Raw genomic sequence first — 14,722 nt, 5'->3', positions numbered from 1 at the left:
TAAAACGCTGTGATTGAATTCTCATCTCGAATTGCTATACTTACCATCCAATTTTATTTGAATATCAACCTTCCGATAATGAGACGCACTATGTATCAACAATTCAAGGGTGTTCATCACCACTATAGAATAAACCCACTGAAGGTTTGTTTCATTATCTTTTTGCTTCTCTTTTCTTCAATTGATCTTTTTTCTCAACAAAGCCAAAACCCTTGGAATCGTAGAGTTATTTTGCAAGGCTTTTGGTGGGATTATGAGAATTACAATTATCCCGATGGATGGGCAAACTATTTGACCGATCTTTCTCCACGATTAAAAGAAATCGGTATTGATGCAATTTGGATACCACCCGCGGTAAAAAATCGTGAACGGGTTGTTGGATATGCCCCTTTTGATAACTATGACTTAGGTGATAAATTTCAAAAGGGTGCCGCAAGAACCCGACTTGGGACAAAGGATGAACTCCTTCGGATGATCGCAGTAATGAATTCGAACGGAATTGGGATAATTCACGATGTTGTACTTAATCACATTATTGGTGCGGGCTCCGAAGCCGGTGGCTTAGGTGGTGAAGACCCTCTAACCCCAACCACCGATAAATTCAAAAATTTTCGTTATACCAGTTACGCGACACCCGCTACTGACAATTCAGCCAACGACTATCTTTCAAGAAGCGGTCGTTTTTCAAAAAACTGGACAAATTTTCACCCCAATCAGTGGCGAAGCTTTGGTGGAAATAGCGGTAGTGCACAGAATAATATTACCTCCGCACTCTTTGGTCCGGATATTTGCTATGATTCGAGGGCTTGGGGGCAAAGTTCAAATGCACTTTTTAATCCCTCACAAAGCGCAGATTACATGCGAAATGAAACGCGCCGCTGGGTGACTTGGTATGTTAAACAAACCGATGCCAAAGGCTTTCGATTTGATGCAGTGAAACACTTTGAGCCGCAAATCATCCACGATATTCTTTTCAATGTGTACAACACAAGCGGCTTAATTGGCGATATGGCTATTGGAGATACGGTGATTAGCGTGGGTGAATGGGTGGGCTCGAAGTCAGAAATTGATAATTGGGCCGGCGCCGCGCCAAACGGTCTTTCCATTCCTACCCTTTCCTCAACAAGTTGGAATTTGGGGGGCGTAGAAAACCGCGCTGGCACTTTTGATTTTGGCCTTCGTGGGTTTGATGATGGTTTGGTAGGAATGGTTTATGGCTTCGGAAACTTTGACTTAGCCCGTTTGCCCGGACTTCAACAAGACAACCGGTTTCGAACAGTACCTTTTGTCAATAATCACGATACATTTCGTCCGCCACTTCAAGCCAACGGAAATTATCCGCAAGATTCACTTGGCAATACCCGAACTTGGACAAGCGGCTCGGAGCTGGCTCGCAATATCGACCCGCGCGAACCGCGATTAGCAGCCGCGTATGCCGTCATGATGGCTGTTGACGGCGCACCACAAGTTTTTTTTGAAGACCTTTTTGATATTGGTCAATATGGAAATCGCTATACCCACAATCCCAAAGACACTTCACGTGGAACAACAACCGGACTTCCCGTAAGGCTCGATATCGCCAATATCATTCGCTTTCATCAGAAGTTCAACTTAAAGCTTGGGGGTTATTTTGTTCGAACGGCTGAGCCGAACATTGGCAACAGTGGTGCTTTCTTCCCTTCAGGAAACAGCGCTTCGAATATGCTCGTGATTGAAAGGGGAAATCGAGGCATCATTGCTGTGAACGACCGCTTTGATAATTCACAAGAAGTTTGGATTGATTCGCAATTCCCTGCCGGAACAGTATTAAAAGATTATTCGGGAAATTTCCCAAATACGGTTGTTCAAGGAGATTCAAGGGTGAACATCAAAGCACCTTCGTGCAGCGGACCTGTTGGTCAAACAACGCTAAACCGTGGGTATGCCCTTTGGGCTCGCGCCTCGGACTCGGCATTTTTTTATGCCCCTTTTAGCAATTCGGAGAGAGCCACGCGTCATGAATGGGAAATGGCTGATGATTTGGGAGATAGTCACGGAATGTCTCTCCAACAAGGAGGAATGCTCCCGAATAAATCCACTGCGTGGAGAAATGTTGGAAATATTTTTGCTTCTGCCGGAAAAGCTGTTCAGGTTCAATTGCTCCCTTCACTTTCAGGAAGACCAACGAAACTTTCGTTGTTCAATGGCACAACGGAAGTGGCTGCTGATTCCGGAACAACAAGCCTCACACTTAATTATGTGCCGGTAAGCACGGATTATTTGACGATTCGCGTCAAAAATATGAGCGATACTAATTCCTCACAGGTGGTTAATGTTCGTGCAACATATACTGCACCAAGTGATATCACTACAGCCAATGAGCCAAAAGTGGCTTATAATCCGGGGATTTTCAAAGCAATAAAAATTGGGGCAAGAAGTGTTCAGCTGACTTGGGATGGTGTTTCAAGTGAATTTAGAGTGTTAAGAAAAATTGGCTCTGCGCCAAATTCGCCTGACGACCCGCTTGCGTTTCTTATTGCTGATGGTGTCACTGCCGGAAACACCACGGTCTCAAATTTGCAAACCGGATTCACGCATTACTTTGCTGTTTATGGTAAAGCAGGAAATAAATTTTCGTTTCTTTCTCTCATTGATTCTGCATTTGTTGAAGGCGCACAAGCCGTGATTACCCCTCGCTCAATCCGCCTTGATACCGCAGCACTTCAATTTGATTTTGATTCCGAAGGTTTTGGTTCGGAGAATAATATTTCAATGTTTTTTACTTGGGATACTTCCACGATTTACCTCGGTTTACTTGGCGGAAGTCCACTCGTGGGAACCAGTCAGAATGTTTGGATTGTTGCGGATAATCTTAAAGGTGGTGGAAATGCTTCTCAACCGGTAAATCCTGCTCGTTCTTCGGGTAAACCCTTGGACGGAGGTGGTGCGACATACAAAGCACCTTTTGTTCCGAATGTTGCATTTACTTTTTTTGGAACCGGTTCACCCGATACATCGGTTCAGGCTCCGGCTGCGGGCGAAAAGTTCGTTTCACTTTCAGGTGTTTGGTCTAAAACAAATTCAGGATTCACACATGCTCAAGGGGTTCGTGCGGTGCGACGAGGTGGTAGCGATCTCTCTGTGATTTCAATTCCTTTTAGCGAATTAAATACTTCATTAGGAGATAGTTTGAGGATTATGGTCTATGTCACTTCTAATGAATTTGTAAATCCTCCGAACAACACCAATCGGGCGCAATGGCCAACGCAAAATCCAAATGGAAGCAATCCACTATTAGATTCTTATTACCAATTCAAACTTGAGATCGGTGCTGAACCGAACAAGTACCCGATTTTGCCTGAAGACCGCACGGCATCTGCTGGACGTGAGCAAAGAAGCACGCCTGAATCATTTATTTTGAAACAAAACTATCCTAATCCGTTCAACCCAACCACGACCATTCGTTACGGGTTGCCTGCAGCAGCTGAAATTCGATTGGAAGTTTTTGATTTATTGGGGCGAAAAGTCGCGACACTTGTTAATGAACGGCAATCAGCAGGTTATTACACCGTACCTTTTGAATCGCAACGATTTCAATTATCAAGCGGTTTATATTTGTACCGGTTGACATCGAACGGTGTCATGCAATCAAAGAAAATGCTACTTTTGAAATAGGGTTTTTCTGCAAATCTCACTTCAATAGGGCGATTAATTCGCCCTTTTTTTATCACATGAACACACTTCTTTCTCTTCAAGGAGTCCGCAAAGTTTATCAAACCGCGAGCGGGCCTTTGACTGTATTGGATACGGTAAACTTTTCGATTGAAGCCGGCGAAAGCGTTGCTATCGTTGGGCCTTCTGGCAGTGGTAAAACCACATTGCTTGGATTGGCCGCAGGGCTCGACCGTGTTACGGAGGGCTCGATTGAACTTTGTGGATCAAAGCTTGAACTGCTTGATGAAGACGGGCGGGGATTGGTTCGAAACCGATTTGTAGGGTTCGTTTTCCAAAATTTTCAACTCGTACCCACCCTAACCGCACTCGAAAATGTTACCGTGCCACTTGAACTTCGTGGCGAACGAAATGTTGAGCCATTTGCAAAAGAGTTATTAACACGTGTTGGACTTCAAGAGCGCTTTCATCACTATCCTCTTCAACTCTCGGGTGGTGAGCAGCAACGTGTTGCTATTGCTCGCGCTTTTATCAATCGGCCGCAAATCCTTTTTGCTGATGAACCCACAGGAAATTTAGATACAGAAACGGGTGAAAAAATTACCGATCTCCTTTTTGATTTGAATAAAACTTCCGGTACAACCCTTGTCCTTGTAACCCATAATCATGAGCTTGCTTCACTTACTTCACGAATTATGCGAATCAAAGCCGGTAAAATGATTTCAGATGAAATGACGGCTCGTGCAAAAGCGGTAGAGCCCGTCAACCCGATTGGAGAGAACCTATGATTTCTTTTTTTCGTGCACTCTTAAATTCGTGGACTTGGAAAACGGCATTTCGCGATAGCCGAACCCATCGGGTTAGGCTGCTTCTTTTCACAACTTCCATCATGCTTGGCAGTGCTGCATTGATTGCCATTACTTCACTTCGCAGCAACTTGACGGACTCGGTTCAGAATCAAGCAAAATCATTGCTTGGTGCCGACTTGCTTATTGAATTTCGGCAAAAGCCGAGCGAAGAAAATCTAAAGACGATTGATTCTCTATCCGGAATAGCGGGAGTCAAACATGCTGAGCAAACTGAATTTTCTGCAATGGCTATTGACCTAAAAAGCGGCACATCACGACTCTCTCAAATTAGGGCATTAAAGGGAGCGTTTCCATTTTATGGTTCGCTTGAAACAGAACCGCTCGGTGCATCTCAACTCATTGATAACGATCGCTTTGCTTTGGTTGATGAATCACTTCTTTTACAATTTGGAATCAGTATAGGCGATTCGATTCAATTGGGGGAAGCTCGTTTCAAGATTCATGCGGTTCTTAAAGAGATTCCGGGTGAGGCTGCTGTTGCGGCGTTAATTGGACCAAGAATCTATATTTCTTCAAAGTGGCTTAACGAAACAGAATTGATTCAAATTGGCAGCCGTGTCGGGTATAAGCATTTCTTTCAGTACCCGCCGGAGCATAACATGAAAGCGGAAAAAGAGGCTTTACAACCTAAGTTTGAACGCAGAACAACAAGCCTTGCTACTGCCGAAGAGCGGCAGGTTGCCATAGGAAATGCACTTGAAAATCTTTATCGATTTCTCAACCTTTCTGGTTTTATTGCATTGCTTTTGGGCTCGATTGGAATTGGAAGTGCAATAAATGTTTACATACAACAAAAACTCACTACCGTGGCAACGCTACGCTGTCTTGGTGCTTCAGCTGCGCAAGCGTTCAGCATCTATTTGATTCAAGGGTCGGTGATGGGGCTCATTGGAGCGGCAGGTGGTGCATTGATTGGGTTCGGAATTCAATACCTTTTACCGAAACTTTTGGCAGATTTTTTCCCGATAAAAACGGCATTTTCAATCTCATTAACGGCCATTTTTCAAGGGGCAATGATCAGTTTTGCGGTTTCTTTTCTTTTTTCATTGCTACCGCTTGTTTCTCTAAGGAAAGTCTCTCCCCTCTTTTCTATTCGTGCAGCTTATGAGAATGAAGGTATTTCTGTAGGGCGCGATTGGGCGCGCTGGTTTTTGTATGTGGCGATCGTGCTCTCGGTTTTTTTGTTTTCACTTTATCAAATTACTTCACCCAAGGTCCCTCCAATGACAGCGGTTTTTTTCACGATTGCAATTTTTGCTGCCTTTGGGGTTATCGCTGCTTTTGCAAAATTGGTGATGTGGCTTTTGAGAAGATTTTTTCCAAAATCTTTGCCCTTTATTTTTAAGCAAGGGTTATCGAACCTATATCGCCCCAACAACCAAACCCTGATTTTAATGGTTGCACTTGGGCTGGGAACATTTTTTATCACCACATTACTTATTACCCAAGGAACCTTATTAAAAACAGTTTCACTTTCTGGAGGTAACGGTCAACCCAATTTGGTGCTCTTTGATGTTCAAACCGATCAAAAGGATAGTGTATTTTCAATTCTAAAAGCGTCGAACGCGCCGCTATTTCAAGCGACACCGGTCGTAACGGTTCGCATAAATTCAGTTAAAGGAAAAAAACTCACCGATTATCCGAAGGATTCAATTCCTTCCGCTTACTTTTGGGAATTTCGTGCGACATACCGCGATACCCTCACAGAATCGGAACAACTTCTTTCAGGCGCAATGCCCAACGAAATCCGCCGCGATTCAAGTCATCAAGGCACACTTCCGACCATTTCAATAGTAGAATTTTTAGCAAAGGATTTAAAGGTTTCGCTTGGGGATACTTTTATTTTTGATGTGCAAGGCGTTCGGATTCCGGTTCAGGTTGGAAGCATTCGAAGTGTTGAGTTTCGCAGACTACAACCCGTCTTCTCGATGGTTTTTCAATCAAACCTACTTGAAGAGGCACCTCAAACTTTTGCCATTGTCACTCGAGCTGAAACAGCTTCGGAATCCACAACGCTTCAAAAAGCCGTTGTGGGTGCCTTTCCAAATATTTCGTTACTCGATTTATCGGTTGTTCTTAATGTACTCAGCTCGATTTTAGATAAAATTTCGCTTGTCATTCGTTTTATGGCACTTCTTTCCATCTTTACAGGTCTTTTTGTTTTATCAGGCGCAGTGGTGACAAGCCGATATCAACGGATGCGGGAAAGCGTTTTGCTGAGAACACTTGGCGCTTCGGAGCGACAAGTCATATTGATTCTATTGGTCGAATACTTTTCATTGGGTTTTATTGCCTCGATGATTGGAGTGGGACTCTCATTAGGTGGAAGTTACTTTTTAGCCATCGAATTTTTTGAAACCACTCTTTCATTCGACTTTGTTTCACTTCTTTCAATTGTATTTGGGATCACCGGTCTTGCAGTACTTATCGGCTGGCTTCAAAGTAGCAGTGCCTATAAAGCTTCTCCGCTTGAAATGCTCAGATCCGTCTAATCAATTTTGCCAAGGTTTGTTGGAATATTTAGCGAATATAAGTTCTTGAATCTGGTTCAGGGAAAAGCAGTCGGTAGTCATTAAACCCGGTTCGATCAACAAAAATAAACCTTCTTCGATGTTGATAATATTCCCAAATTTCGGTATTGAGGTTATTCATTGTTTGAGGTTGCCGCTCTACAAAATCCGGTTGACCATATTTCACAAAAATAAACCCCATATCGGTTCTCCAACCTTCACCTTGGTTTGAAAACTTTTGGTTGGCGAATTCGATTCGCGCATAATATTCATTCATCAATTCATTTTCGGGGGTATCGGGGGTTGGGTCGAAGCGTTTCCAAAATTCATTAAATCGCTTAACACGAACATCGTTATTTGGTGCGTCGCGGAGGCTATCGAGATCGCTCCCTGAGGCGATATACCGGAGTTGATCAATTGCTTTTGTAAGGTCTTTAATGGCATACGAAACTCCCACCAGCCTCACGGTAAAAGAAAGCTTTGATGCATCTTGAATTTCATTCTCTCCAGAAGCCGTAAATAAAATTAATTCGTAGTCGCCGCTTTCAAAATCCGTTGAAAAGAGCGTATCTAAACACTTATTTCTCCCTCGATCAATTTCCACGAGACGTGTAAACTTTTTGTATTCCTTTGGAACTCGCCCCTTTTGAAAGAAAGTATAACTCAAATTCAACGATTGTTTTTTCGGTGAGTAGATTTCATAATAAAATTGAAGTGGTTCTCTTCCTTTCTGCATTAAAGTGTTTAAACTTGGAATCAATCGCACGCGAGAGGAAGAATCTGTAAGGAGAAGTGCCGGCATCAAGGATGAAATAATCGGATAGGAAGCATTGAAATTTTTGACGCTGATCTTTCGCCGATTTTTATAGTTTCGTCCGCTTTCAATATCGCGAATTTGAATAAGCAGATCGAAATCGCCTACCGCTGAAATGAAGGAAAAAAGATTTGGTTGAGTAAGTTGATTGGATTGCGTTTGTTCATAAAAAGGTGTTTTGATAGTATCGATTTTTTGGCGCTCCATTACGATTCGCTCGTTTTCATCAAGAATCGTAACGTTGGTTTCAAACCGAGCAAAAAATAAATCCTCATTTTTAATGAAGGAGAGTTTGGTAAACGGAATTCGAGTATAAATCGACAGCATGCTTTCGCCTCGATCTCCAGAAAAAGAATAAACATCATAATCGAATTCTAAGGGCGGTTCCGAGGCTGCCCGAATCCCCCCCATTTGTTGGGCTAAGCAAGCTCCTGAAAACAATAAAAAGCAAGAGGTAAAGACAACCTTTAGAATTGGGGTGAGAGAAAAGAAACTAAAGTTCACGATGCGAATTTTTAAAATGTGTGAAAATTTACTTTCAATTTATGAAACCTATTTTCATTATTTGATGACCAAATTCGGAATAAGTGATTGACCAACTGACTCACATTAATAAAAAACCCTTTCAGGACAGAAAGGGTTTTTTATTGGCGATGATTTTAACTCCTTACTTCTCATTCAGAATTGTTGCTCTTGCCGCTGCAAACCGCGCAATAGGCACTCGAAATGGGCTGCACGATACATAATCGAGTCCAAGTTGATGACAGAATTCAACGCTTGATGTTTCTCCACCGTGCTCTCCGCAAATCCCAAGTTTTAATTTAGGTTTTACCGCACGACCATCTTCGCAAGCAAGTTTCATGAGCCTTCCTACACCCACACGGTCAATGGCCTGAAAGGGATCGCGAGGATATATTTCTTTTTCAAGATAGGCAGGTAAAAAGCGACCCGCGTCATCACGAGAAAGGCCGAGTGTCATTTGAGTTAAGTCGTTGGTGCCAAAGCTATAGAAATCAGCTACTTTCGCTATCTCCCCTGAAAGCAAGGCGGCTCGCGGTACTTCGATCATTGTGCCAACGATGTAATCCACACTATGCCCTTTTTCTTCAAATACCTGCTGTGCAACTCGGTGAATGATTTCTGCTTGTAAAGAAAATTCCTTTGTATCACCAACTAAAGGAACCATTATTTCTGGATACACCTTGAAACCATCTTTCTTCGCATTGCAAGCCGCTTCAAGCAACGCCCGAACTTGCATCTCGGTTATTTCAGGATAAAGAATTCCTAACCTGCATCCGCGAAAGCCAAGCATCGGATTAAACTCGGCTAAAGACTCCACCCGCGCTTTCACCATTTCATAAGGCTTGTGAAGTTTTTCTCCCAAAAGCCTTTGATCTTTTTCGGTATGCGGTAAAAATTCATGAAGTGGCGGATCCAAGAGTCGAATGGTTACTGCATAGCCATTCATCGCTTTGAAAATTCCGTAGAAATCCACGCGTTGATAGGGCAAAATGTTTTTTAACGCGGCTCGTCTTTCTTCTTCATTTTGAGCCATAATCATACGCCTGACTTCATCAATCCGATCTCCGCCAAAAAACATGTGCTCGGTTCTGCAAAGTCCAATTCCCTCTGCCCCGAATGCAAGCGCGGTAAGGGCTTGGTCGGGCTGGTCCGCATTGGTTCGAATCTTCAAAGTTCGGTAACGATCGGCCCATTTCATTAGGCGTTCATACATTCGGAAAATTTCAGAATCCTCTGGTTTCAATGTTTTAGCAAAAAGAACTTGAAGGACTTCTGAAGGCTTGGTTTTAATTTCACCTTCAAATATTTCCCCTGTTGTTCCATCAATCGAGATAAAGTCGCCCTCTTTAATTCTGAATGCTTTATTCTGCACGGTCATTACACTATGCTCATAGCTGATTTCGAGCTCACCGCAGCCTGCGACGCACACCTTCCCCATCTGACGAGCGACAAGCGCCGCATGTGATGTCATCCCACCACGGGCAGTTAAAATTCCTTCTGCCGCAGCCATCCCGCGAATATCTTCAGGGGATGTTTCTAATCGAACAAGAACCACTCGCTCGCCGCGCTTTGCCGCTTCTTCGGCATCGGAAGCGTGGAAATATACTTTTCCTGAAGCAGCCCCCGGACCGGCATTTAAGCCTTTTGCCATAAAGCGACCTTTAGTTACAGCCTCCTTTTTCTCATTCGAATCAAATATCGGGCGAAGTAATTGATTCAGCTGTTCAGGTTCGATGCGAAGTAAAGCTTCCTTTTCTGTGATGAGCTTTTCATCCTTCATATCCATCGCAATCTTAATAGCAGCAAACCCTGTTCGCTTTCCAACGCGGCATTGAAGCATAAAGAGCTTTCCATCTTCTATGGTAAACTCAATGTCATTCATGTCTCTAAAATGCTTTTCAAGCGTTTTGCGAATTTTTTCTAATTGACCGTAAATAAGCGGGTTTTGCTTTTGAAGCTCAGAGATTTTTAACGGGGTTCTTGCACCGGAGACAACATCTTCACCTTGCGCATTCATAAGATATTCCCCGTAAAAGATGTTCTCACCGGTTGAAGGGTCGCGTGTAAAAGCAACGCCGGTTCCACTGCTTTCGCCTAAATTGCCAAAGGCCATCGCTTGAACATTACAAGCAGTTCCCCATTCATGAGGAATATTATTAAGTTTGCGGTAAACAATGGCACGTTCGTTGTTCCAACTTCCAAATACAGCGCTTATCGCACCCTTTAATTGATCCATCGGGTTGGTTGGAAAATCTTTACCAGCTCTTTCTCGAATAATGCGTTTAAAGCGAGCAACAAGATCCTTTAAATCATCGGTATTCATTTCAACATCCGACTTTATTCCGCGTTGTAGTTTCTTTTCATCAATGGCTGCTTCGAAAGGATTGTGTTCCTTTTTGGAAAGGGGTTTCATGCCCATTACTACATCGCCATACATTTGAATAAAGCGACGATAACAATCCCAAGCGAAACGGTCGTTTCCGGTAAGTCTTGCCAAGCCTTCAGTTGTTTCATCATTAAGACCAAGATTCAGAACGGTATCCATCATTCCGGGCATTGAAGCTCTCGCCCCAGAGCGAACTGATACCAAGAGTGGATTTTTTACCGAACCGAATTTCTTTCCGGTTCTCTTTTCAAGTAATTGAATGGCCGCGGGTAATTCTTTCGAAAAGAACGAGGCCGGATAGGTATGATTATTGTGAGAAAAATAGGTACAGACTTCGGTTGTGATTGTAAAACCCGAAGGAACGGGCAACCCGATTCTTGCCATTTCAGCTAGATTTGCACCTTTGCCACCTAAAAGATTTTTTAACTTTGCTTGACCATCAGCTTTCCCTTCTCCAAAATTATAAATCAATTTGGAGAGAGATACTTTTCTTTGCTTTGACGCCGTATTTCCCTTTGAAAGTGGTTGAGATAATTTTCGTTTTCCGACTGAGGATGATTTTTTACCGAGCGCTGAGGATTTGTTTACGGGTGTTGAAATTGGTTTTTTTTTCGATGCTTTCTTGACGGCAACCATAATGATATGATATTATGTTGGTGACCGCTTCGGATTACTTCACAAGCCCTTGAAACTCACCGGCACTCATTTATCAATTCTTATGAACAACCGAATCAGTCAAACAATGATTATCGCCGTTGAGCAATGCCAAGTTAACTTTTGTTTGAGATGTAGCACTGATTGGAGGTTCTTAAACAAAGTCGATTCGGCCGTTTGAATTAGTAGGCTCAATATTGATAAGCCTTGAGAGGGAAATATAAAAGTAAATTTAAACGGCGAGTGAGGAAATTTTTGGCTTTATTAAAAACTGACTTAGTGTTAATGACAGGATGAAATGGGGGGTTTTGAATACTTTATTCGTTAAAATTTTGGGAGTAAATCGCCTAATCCTCCAGCGCCCATTTCACCAAGCATCCCGCCGGTAATTTTTCCAATTTCTTCCTGAGCCAATCGAGCCGCATTTTCGAGTGCTTGATTGGCAGCAGCCACCAATAAATCTTCAAGCATTTCACGCTCTTCTGGTTTTAGTAAATCAGGTTCAATTTCAAATTCTAAAAGCCGTTGTTTGCCATTGGCTTTCACTTTAACCATTCCTCCGCCCGATTCCCCAATAACAATTTTCTTTTCAAGCTCAGCTTGAACAACTTCCATTTTCTCTTGCATTTTCTGCATTTGCTTCATCATCGAAGCCATATCTTTTATCACGAGTTAATTCCTTTCTGTTCGTTTATCAATTAAAATTTTCAATCTGTTGTTTGTTCAAAACTTAATTCATCCAAGATTTTGCTTCATCTAAAATCATTTTGGTTCTTTCATCTGTTCTTGATTCCGCATAAAGTCTGACAACAGGCTCTGTCCCGCTGAATCGAACAAGAAGCCAACTTTCATCTTCACAAATCATTTTAACACCGTCTCGTTTATCAACCCGCTGAACCTTTATCCCCGAAAGAGATTCGGGTGTTTGCGATTGAAGTTTCGCGAGCAATGTGTTTTTCTTCTCCTCTGTTAGTTTAAAGTTTTCTCTCACAGTTGAATAATAGCCATACTCAGCATAAATATCGGAAAGGTATTCAGAGAGTGGCTTTTTCATCCTCGCTGTGATTTCGGCAAAAAGCAAACAAGCGAGAACCCCGTCTTTTTCAGGAATATGTTCATAAACGGATAATCCATTCGATTCTTCACCGCCCACAATCATCGGTTCACGCATCATAATTTCTCCGATATACTTAAACCCAACCGGAACATCATAGAGTTTCACATTTTCCTTTTTTGCAATTGCATCAATTAAGTGTGTGGTTGCAAGAGTTCGTACGACACAGCCTTTCCACTGAGGTTTGTGGCGAAGTGCATAATGAAAAAGTATGGCGAGCAATTGGTTGGCTTGAATGTACTGCCCTTTTTGATCAATTGCTGCGTAGCGATCAGCATCACCATCATTGGCAAGCCCAAGAATGAATTCCCCGGCGGCTCCGCGTTCCTTTACACGAGCAATCAATTCAGGAATATTTTTTTCCGAAGGCTCGGGAGGGCGACCACCAAAGTAAACATCGCGCGAATCATGCAATCGCTCAACATCAAGACCTAAATCAAGCAAAAACTGATCGGTGTAGCCACGAGCTGTGCCATACATTGCATCGTAAACAATTTTTAATCCTGAACCCCTCAAAACATCAGTATCGATGATCTCCTTTAACCTTCCAATATATGTGGGGTTTGGATCAATGAGTAGAATTTTACCAGCCTTTTCGAGCTCAAGAAATGTTTGAAATGATGGGAGTGATTTATCTTTTTCAGATGCATAAATCTGACTAAAATATGTTTCAATTTTTTTGGTGATTTCTGGAAGCGCTGGGGCACCATCTGAGGTTGAAAACTTCAACCCCTGATACTCCGGCGGATTATGCGAAGCCGTGAAATTGATTCCGCCGCCCGCCCCTCTTCGTCTGATTTCATAGCTAATTACTGGGGTTGGGGTATCGCGATTGCATAGAAAAACAGGAATCCCGTCACTTGCTAAAACCTCCGCGGCAAATCGGGTGAAATCTTCTCCAAGAAATCGTGTATCCCTTCCAATGACAAGGCCTTTCGAATCCAACTGTTCTTCTTTCACATATTTCGAAATCGCTTTCAAAACATAAAACAAGTTTGAATAGGTGAACTTTTCTGCAATGATTTCTCTCCAACCGGAGGTTCCAAATTTGATATTCATAATTTACTATTTTCTATTATTGAAAAAAGGAGACGAGGTGGAGATACGGAAAAGGGGGAAACGAACATCTTTATAGCGAAAAACAATCAAAATCTTAATCACTTCACTTCATCAAGAATGTGCTCAGTTAAACCCAATTGAATCGCGCACCCCAAAACTTCTCCGGAGAGTTTAAATGGATCTCGCGAAAGCAGTGATTTATCAACATTCATATATGATGTAACACCGGCATCACGACTAATGATGATGCTTGAAATTTTATTGTGCGACTCCGAAAATAAAATCACATCACCCAATTCTTCGCTTGTGATGTAATTCGTGCAAAAATGAAGTTGCATTAACCCTATTGGAGAGTAAACTGAAATCAAATTTCCTGTTGTATCACCAATTAATAATTCAGGGAATACTTCAAGTGATACCTTTCGCTTTGCAACGATATTTTCAACATCAAATCGAACTAGATTTCCTTCAGGGGTAGGTTCTTTTATGCCTAATGCTTTGGCAATTTTCTTAAAATCTTTTTTGGTGAATTTGTAAGACATAAAAACCCGATTGGAAATAATAATTAATGAATGTGAATAATTGATATGATAATGAAAAGCATCGAAAGAGAAAAATTATTTATCTCATCACAAGACAACTGATTTAAAATATTTAACCGAATGATACTTCTAAAAAGGCGATTTTTCAGCATTCTCAAGTAAGGAAAACAATAACAGGCCGAATGCTGCGCCTATCCCTACCAAAATTCCATTCCTCAAGGTTAGAACTTTTTCTTTTTCAGGTACGCTGGAAACTGCTGTGGTATCGACTATTGACGCATAAAGTACTGCTTCGCTCAACTCAACCACTTGTAAATCTAAACCTGACATCCATTTTCTTTCTCGACAAATCGGCTTTAATCTCTGTATTTGTTCACCCTTTAAGCTCGCACTTTCTATGATTTCATCACTTTCCGTTTTGATCATTGTGTTTTCAAAGGGGTGGCTTGCCGCGTTATTCGGGAAGAAAACATTTGATAAAAGTAGAAAACCAATCAACAGGCTAATTGAACGAATCGGTTTAGAGTGCGTATGGTTAAAATGAAAAAGGTTATTCATAGATCGTAAAAATTTTCGGTTTGGAATTCAGCGAAGATGATTA

9 protein-coding genes are annotated in these 14,722 nt (G+C 42.1%); 3 read left to right on the top strand and 6 right to left on the bottom strand.

Annotated features, from left to right (window positions below):
* Positions 1 to 78 precede the first annotated feature (78 nt).
* Genes SFU91_12080 through SFU91_12070 form a run of 3 tightly spaced genes read left to right on the top strand, consistent with a single transcriptional unit; the run spans position 79 to position 7,012 of the window.
* Positions 79 to 3,654 (top strand): alpha-amylase family glycosyl hydrolase, encoded by a 3,576-nt coding sequence (locus SFU91_12080; protein ID MDX2129763.1) that lies wholly within the window; start codon positions 79 to 81, stop codon positions 3,652 to 3,654.
* A 56-nt stretch (positions 3,655 to 3,710) separates the two neighbouring features.
* Positions 3,711 to 4,439: an ABC transporter ATP-binding protein gene (locus SFU91_12075; GenBank protein ID MDX2129762.1), complete on the top strand. Its 729-nt coding sequence runs from the start codon at positions 3,711 to 3,713 to the stop codon at positions 4,437 to 4,439.
* Positions 4,436 to 7,012, top strand: coding sequence for an FtsX-like permease family protein (locus SFU91_12070; GenBank protein MDX2129761.1), 2,577 nt, complete (start codon positions 4,436 to 4,438; stop codon positions 7,010 to 7,012). Before SFU91_12075 ends, SFU91_12070 begins: the two co-directional genes overlap by 4 nt.
* 28 nt (positions 7,013 to 7,040) lie before the next feature.
* On the opposite strand, the gene SFU91_12065 is transcribed toward SFU91_12070, so the two are convergent.
* The 6 genes from SFU91_12065 to SFU91_12040 form a co-directional block, all read right to left on the bottom strand.
* Positions 7,041 to 8,348 carry a GWxTD domain-containing protein gene (locus SFU91_12065; protein ID MDX2129760.1) on the bottom strand — a complete coding sequence of 436 codons (1,308 nt, stop codon included), beginning with the start codon at positions 8,346 to 8,348 and terminating at the stop codon, positions 7,041 to 7,043.
* Between the two features lie 163 nt (positions 8,349 to 8,511).
* On the bottom strand, positions 8,512 to 11,388 hold the full coding sequence (gene ppdK, locus SFU91_12060) for a pyruvate, phosphate dikinase (GenBank protein ID MDX2129759.1): 2,877 nt from the start codon (positions 11,386 to 11,388) through the stop codon (positions 8,512 to 8,514).
* 342 nt (positions 11,389 to 11,730) lie between these two features.
* Positions 11,731 to 12,075 (bottom strand): YbaB/EbfC family nucleoid-associated protein, encoded by a 345-nt coding sequence (locus tag SFU91_12055; protein ID MDX2129758.1) that lies wholly within the window; start codon positions 12,073 to 12,075, stop codon positions 11,731 to 11,733.
* Positions 12,076 to 12,136: 61 nt separating this feature from the next.
* Positions 12,137 to 13,579, bottom strand: coding sequence for a phosphoglucomutase/phosphomannomutase family protein (locus SFU91_12050; protein MDX2129757.1), 1,443 nt, complete (start codon positions 13,577 to 13,579; stop codon positions 12,137 to 12,139).
* Between the two features lie 98 nt (positions 13,580 to 13,677).
* On the bottom strand, positions 13,678 to 14,121 hold the full coding sequence (locus tag SFU91_12045) for a hypothetical protein (GenBank protein ID MDX2129756.1): 444 nt from the start codon (positions 14,119 to 14,121) through the stop codon (positions 13,678 to 13,680).
* A gap of 129 nt (positions 14,122 to 14,250) precedes the next feature.
* Complete coding sequence (locus tag SFU91_12040) at positions 14,251 to 14,679, bottom strand: hypothetical protein (GenBank protein ID MDX2129755.1); 429 nt, start codon at positions 14,677 to 14,679, stop codon at positions 14,251 to 14,253.
* Positions 14,680 to 14,722: the final 43 nt, after the last annotated feature.

The organism is Chloroherpetonaceae bacterium (genome assembly GCA_033763895.1).
GTDB lineage: Bacteria > Bacteroidota > Chlorobiia > Chlorobiales > Thermochlorobacteraceae > JANRJQ01.
The sequence above is the reverse complement of the archived record's forward strand: the minus strand, read 5'-3'. Positions and strand labels throughout refer to the sequence as shown.